The following is a 4,902-nucleotide window of genomic DNA, read 5'->3' as shown; positions in this document are numbered from 1 at the left end:
CCACCCAGCCGCCATGCAGGCGCACGATTTCCTTTACCAGCGCGAGGCCCAGCCCCGCCCCGGCGCGGTTGGACTGGCCGCGCTCAAAGCGTTCAAACACGCTCGCCTGCCGATCCTTGTCGATGCCGGTCCCGTTATCGGCGACCCACAGCCGGGCATCATTGCCCTTCACCTCGGCGCCAAGCTCGATCCTGCCGCCCTGGTCGACATGGTCGAGCGCGTTGGTAAGAAGATTGTAGAGCACCTGCTTGAGGCGTCCGCCATCGGCGCGCACCGGCAGGGCTGCCTTCTCGGCGGCCACGCTGAGCGCGATGCCGGCATGCTCGGCGCGTGAGGCAACGAGGCCTGCCGCATCGCTCGCCAGCTCATCGAGGCGCGTATCGCCCAGATCCAGCTCCAGCTGACCGGCATCGATGGCGGCAATGTCCAGAATATCATCGATCAGCTTGGCAAGCTGCCCGGCAGCGGTCTGAATGGCGGTGACGGGGTCTTTCTGCCGGTCGGTCAGCGGTCCGGCAAACCCGCCCGCCAGCAAATCGGCATAGCCGCCAATCGTGGTGAGCGGCGTGCGCAGCTGGTAGCTGACATGGCCGACAAAGCCGGTCTTGATCTTTTCAGAGGCTTCCAGCGCGTCGGCGCGGTCGCGCAGCGCTTCTTCCACCCGGCGGCTGTCGGTGATGTTGTCCCACGCGATCAGCGTCGCGCCATCGGGCAGCGGGCGGCTGAGCCAGGTCAGCACCGCGCCGTCGGAGCGGCGCACCTCGCCGGTCTTGGCGGTGCGCGATTCCGGCGAGGTGTCGGTGATGCGCGCCTTGAGCATGTCCCAGGACTCCCGGTCCGGGTGCAGGGTGTGGCAGGCCTCGGCAATGGCGTTGAAGTCTGCGCCCTCAAGCTGCTCCGGTGACAGCTTCCAAAGGGTTTCAAACGCCAGATTGTGAAGCTGCAGCTCGCCTTCCGGGCCGAACACGGCGACCGCCTCGTGCAGCCGGTCCAGCGTCGCGCGCTGCACCTTGATCAGCGTGTTGTAGTTTGCCTGCAGGGCGAGCTGGTCGGTCATGTCCTCAAAGATCAGGAGCACGCCGCCAAGCGGATGGCGCTGGCGCGCCACGCGCAGCGTGCGCCCGTCGGGGAGCGGCCACAGCTCGTCCGGCGTCTCGGTTCCCGGCGGGCGTTCGTAATAGGCAAGCTCCCCGGCACGCCAGCTCTTGTAATCGGCATTGGCCGAGATCGGCAGGCTCTGGCTTTCACGCAGCCGGTCGAGCAGCGCGCCATGCGATGGCCGGTCGATCAGCGAGGCTTCTTCCAGCGCAAACAGGCGCGCAAAGGCGCGATTGTAGAAGATGAGCTGCTTGGCGCGGTCGAAGATGACGACCGCCTCGGCCATGTGGTTCAGCGTCTCGTCATGGGCTTCGCGGAAGCGTTTGAGCGCGCCGCGCGCCTCCTCGCCGCGGGTCACGTCGAAGGCGGCTCCGGCCACCCCGCCCGAGACCGGGAACACGACCACGTCCAGCGCCCGGCGCTCGCCCTTGATGACAGCGCCGCGTACATGCGCCACAGGAGCGGCGGCTTTGAGCGCCTCGCCGGCCTGGGCAGGCAGGCCCGGCTCCAGAAGGAGCTGGCGCTCGATCACATCGGCAATGCTCTTGCCTTCGACCGCCTCGACATAGGCAGCATTGACCCAGTGCAGCCGGCCCGACGCGCTGATGCGCCAGGCAGGGAAGGGTGCCTTGCCGAGCATGTCGAGGAAGGCGAGCGGATCCTCGGCAACGACCGAGCGCGCTTCCTCCAGACGGCCGCGGGCACCGGATTCCTCGATGCCCCGAATGGTGGAATCGGCGATCCAGACTACCAGCTGCGAACCGGCCGGGCGGCCATCGGCCTCGATGAAGCGGCCTGAAGGGCCCGAAACTGTCAGCGAGAAGGGTTTGCCCTCGCGCATCAGCTCGCTCATGCGCTGGCGCAGCGTGGTCTCCACCCCGCCCGCCGAGCGGGCTTCATAATCGGCGATGCCGTCAAGCAGCGCGGCGGCGGGGTCGGGCTGGCTGAGCGTGCCCATGCCCAGATCAGCAAACTGCACCAGAGAGGCAAGGGCGGTCGGAGAGCCGAAAACGCGCGGGGAGGACCAGCCTTCTGCATCCGGATCGGGCGGTGTTTCCCACACCAGTACCAGGCCCGGATGCGCCCCGAACACGCTGTCGGCGCGGGCGAGCCGGTCTTCCAGCCAGGCGGCGCGCTTCATCCAGTGGGCGCGGGCAGAGCGCACCCCGTCGGTCAGGCGCCAGGCCCACAGGGCGGCTGCCACGGCAAACCCGACAGCCCCGCCTGTAACGATGAGTGTGGCCAGTTGCGCCGGCTCGGTGGCCATCATGTCTTGCCCCTTCACTGCCCCGGCAATGCGGCTTCCGGCGCGTGGCCCTTGCGCAGCGGAGCGGCCGGTCGAATCAACAGTCTAACGGAAGGTGAATCCGCACGCGAGGACAGGTTTTCAGCGTATGCGGACCTGGCCCAGCACGAACTCGAACATCACGGTGCAGCCGGTCAGGCGTGCGCCTTCCGACAGGGGTGCAAACTGCCATTGTTCGACGGCGCGGCGGGCCTCGCGGTCAAAGAAGCGGCCCGGAACGCCTTGTGCGATGCGGACATTTTCCACCGCTCCGCTCTGCACCACGTCAAACTGGACGATGGACCAGCCCTGCTCGCCGCGCGCCCAGCCGCGCGCCGGGTATTCCGGCAAGGGCGCATTGACCGCGCTCAAGGGTTCGCCCTGACAACCCTCGCTTGGCGCAATGCGGGCGATATTGGGCATCAGCGGCATTTGCGATTGCGGCATGAACGGCCCGCGCGTCCTCGGGTCACTGATCGGCGAGGGCACCGAACCACAGGCCGAGAGCAGGGCCGGGACGGCCAGAAGGGCAAGGAAGGATGCGCGCATCATGGCGGGCAGACTAGCGCCTGCGCCTGGTCCTGCCAGCGTTGAAACGCAGTGCATCAAAACCCGCTTGACACCATATAAGGATATCTTTATGTCCTGATCTTGCGCCGATTTGAGCTTCAGCTTGCGGGCGCGGAACAAATGCAGCTAAAGCGGAGCAGGACGCATAACCCATTCCCCAACAAGGGGAAGTGTGAGCCTTACCGTCCTGTTTTCCCTTTGCCTTTCGGCGCTCTTGCATTTCGTCCGCCCGCCTTGTGACGATGAAAAGAGTGGTATTGGCATGGCCCCGTTTGACAGTGTTTCCAGCCCGCAAGCCCCCGTTCTGGTGCGTTCGCGCACGATGCGCGCCGTACTGCTGGGCTGTGGCACGGTTGGCGGCACGCTTGTACGCCGCCTGCCACAGGGTGTGGCGCTCGAAGGCATTGCGGTGCGCCACTGGCGCGAGCGGGGTCTGGGCAGCTTGCGTATCCTTGACAGTGTCGACGCGGCTCTGGACCTGTCGCCGGAGCTGGTGATCGACGCGCTTCCCGCTTGCGCCGATGCCGAGCGCGCATTGGAGCGCGCCGTTGATGCCGGTGCGCATGTCGTATCGGCGAACAAGGCGATCCTCGCCCGCTGGCCGGATCTGGAGCGCACGGCGAAGGAAAAGGGCCGCGCCTTCCTCTACAGCGCCGCTGTCGGCGGCGGGGTACCCGTTCTGGAGACGATTGGCGCGCTGAACGCGCGGGGCCGCGAGATCACGACCGTGAAGGGCGTATTCAACGGCACGTCGAATTTTGTGCTGGACCGCCTCGCCAGAGGTGAAGCCCTGGAAAGCGCGGTGCGCGCCGCGCAAGCCGCAGGCTTTGCCGAAGCAGACCCCAGCGCTGATCTTGATGGCGATGATGCTGCGGCCAAGCTGGTCCTGACCGCCCGCGCGGCGTGGGGCATTGATCTGGATCCGGCCAGCATCGCCCGCCAGTCCATTCGTGATCTCGCTCCGGGCCTTGCTGCCAAGGCCGCGCGTGAGGGCCTGCGCGTGCGCCAGATCGGCCGGATTGCGCGCTCCGGCGGCGGCGTGCATGCGGCCGTGCGTCTCGAGACGGTCGGCGCGGACAGCGTGTTCTACCGGGTCGAGCGCGAGGGCAACGGTGTCGTTCTTGGCCTCAATGGCGCGCCGGGCGTCATCCTTACGGGCAAGGGGGCAGGCGGTGTGCCGACCGCAGCCAGCATGGCCGGGGATATTGCCCGTCTGGTGGCGGAGCGCGGCTAATGGGTCCGGCTGTTCTCGTGAACGAGGAAACGGCGCAGCCCGCCGAGCCTGCCTGTCGCTTTCCGATAGAGGATCACATCACCACGCTGGAGCTCGCCTCCGGCGCGTTCATTGCCGCGCGCGGACGTGTCTATGGCCCTCCCGGTGCTCCGCCCGTGATCGTTCTGGGGGGCATATCCGCGCATCGCTTCCTTCTGGGTGACCATGCCGAGCGGCAGGCCTGGTGGCCGGGTGTTGCCGGTCCCGGCCTGGCGCTGGATCCGCTGCGCCACCGCCTGCTGGCCTTCGACTTTCTGGCCGAGGACATCCATCCCTTCCCGCGCGTTGAGGATCAGGCGGAAGCCTTGCTGGCGCTGGCCGATGCAGCCGGGTTCGACACCTTCCAGATCGCCGGGGCGTCTTATGGCGGCACGATCGCGCTGGCGCTCGCTGCACGTGCGCCGGACCGTGTGACGGGACTGCACGTGCTGTGTGCGGCGCAGGCGCCCCATCCGATGACGCGCGCCTTGCGGGCGATCCAGCGCGATATTGTCGGCTTTGCGCTGGCGCGCGGTGATGGGGCAGGCGGGGTCGATCTCGCCCGCCGCCTTGCCATGACCACCTATCGCACACCCGAAGAGTTCAAGGCGCGCTTTGCTGCGCCGCAGCCCGGCACACCCGATGCCCACGGGGTGGAGGCGTATCTTGCCGCGCGCGGGGCCGACTATGCGGCCCA

At 67.5% G+C, this 4,902-nt stretch carries 4 protein-coding genes; 2 read left to right on the top strand and 2 right to left on the bottom strand.

Annotated elements, in window-relative coordinates; all coding sequences use genetic code 11:
• Positions 1-2,368, bottom strand: a 2,368-nt coding sequence (locus tag ACTS2Z_RS06290) for a PAS-domain containing protein (protein ID WP_442572367.1), incomplete at its 3' end; no start/stop codon positions are given.
• A 117-nt stretch (positions 2,369-2,485) separates the two neighbouring features.
• Complete coding sequence (locus tag ACTS2Z_RS06285; RefSeq protein WP_442572366.1) at positions 2,486-2,935, bottom strand: energy transducer TonB; 450 nt, start codon at positions 2,933-2,935, stop codon at positions 2,486-2,488.
• A 280-nt stretch (positions 2,936-3,215) separates the two neighbouring features.
• Between ACTS2Z_RS06285 and ACTS2Z_RS06280 the strand changes: the two genes are divergently transcribed.
• Positions 3,216-4,187 carry a hypothetical protein gene (locus ACTS2Z_RS06280; RefSeq protein WP_442572365.1) on the top strand — a complete coding sequence of 324 codons (972 nt, stop codon included), beginning with the start codon at positions 3,216-3,218 and terminating at the stop codon, positions 4,185-4,187.
• The coding region (locus ACTS2Z_RS06275; RefSeq protein WP_442572364.1) for an alpha/beta fold hydrolase at positions 4,187-4,902 on the top strand (716 nt) is incomplete at its 3' end. The genes ACTS2Z_RS06280 and ACTS2Z_RS06275, both read left to right, overlap by 1 nt.

The sequence above is a fragment of the Glycocaulis sp. genome (assembly GCF_052168375.1).
GTDB lineage: Bacteria > Pseudomonadota > Alphaproteobacteria > Caulobacterales > Maricaulaceae > Glycocaulis.
Note: the sequence above shows the minus strand (reverse complement) of the source record. Positions and strands in the feature narration are given on the sequence as shown.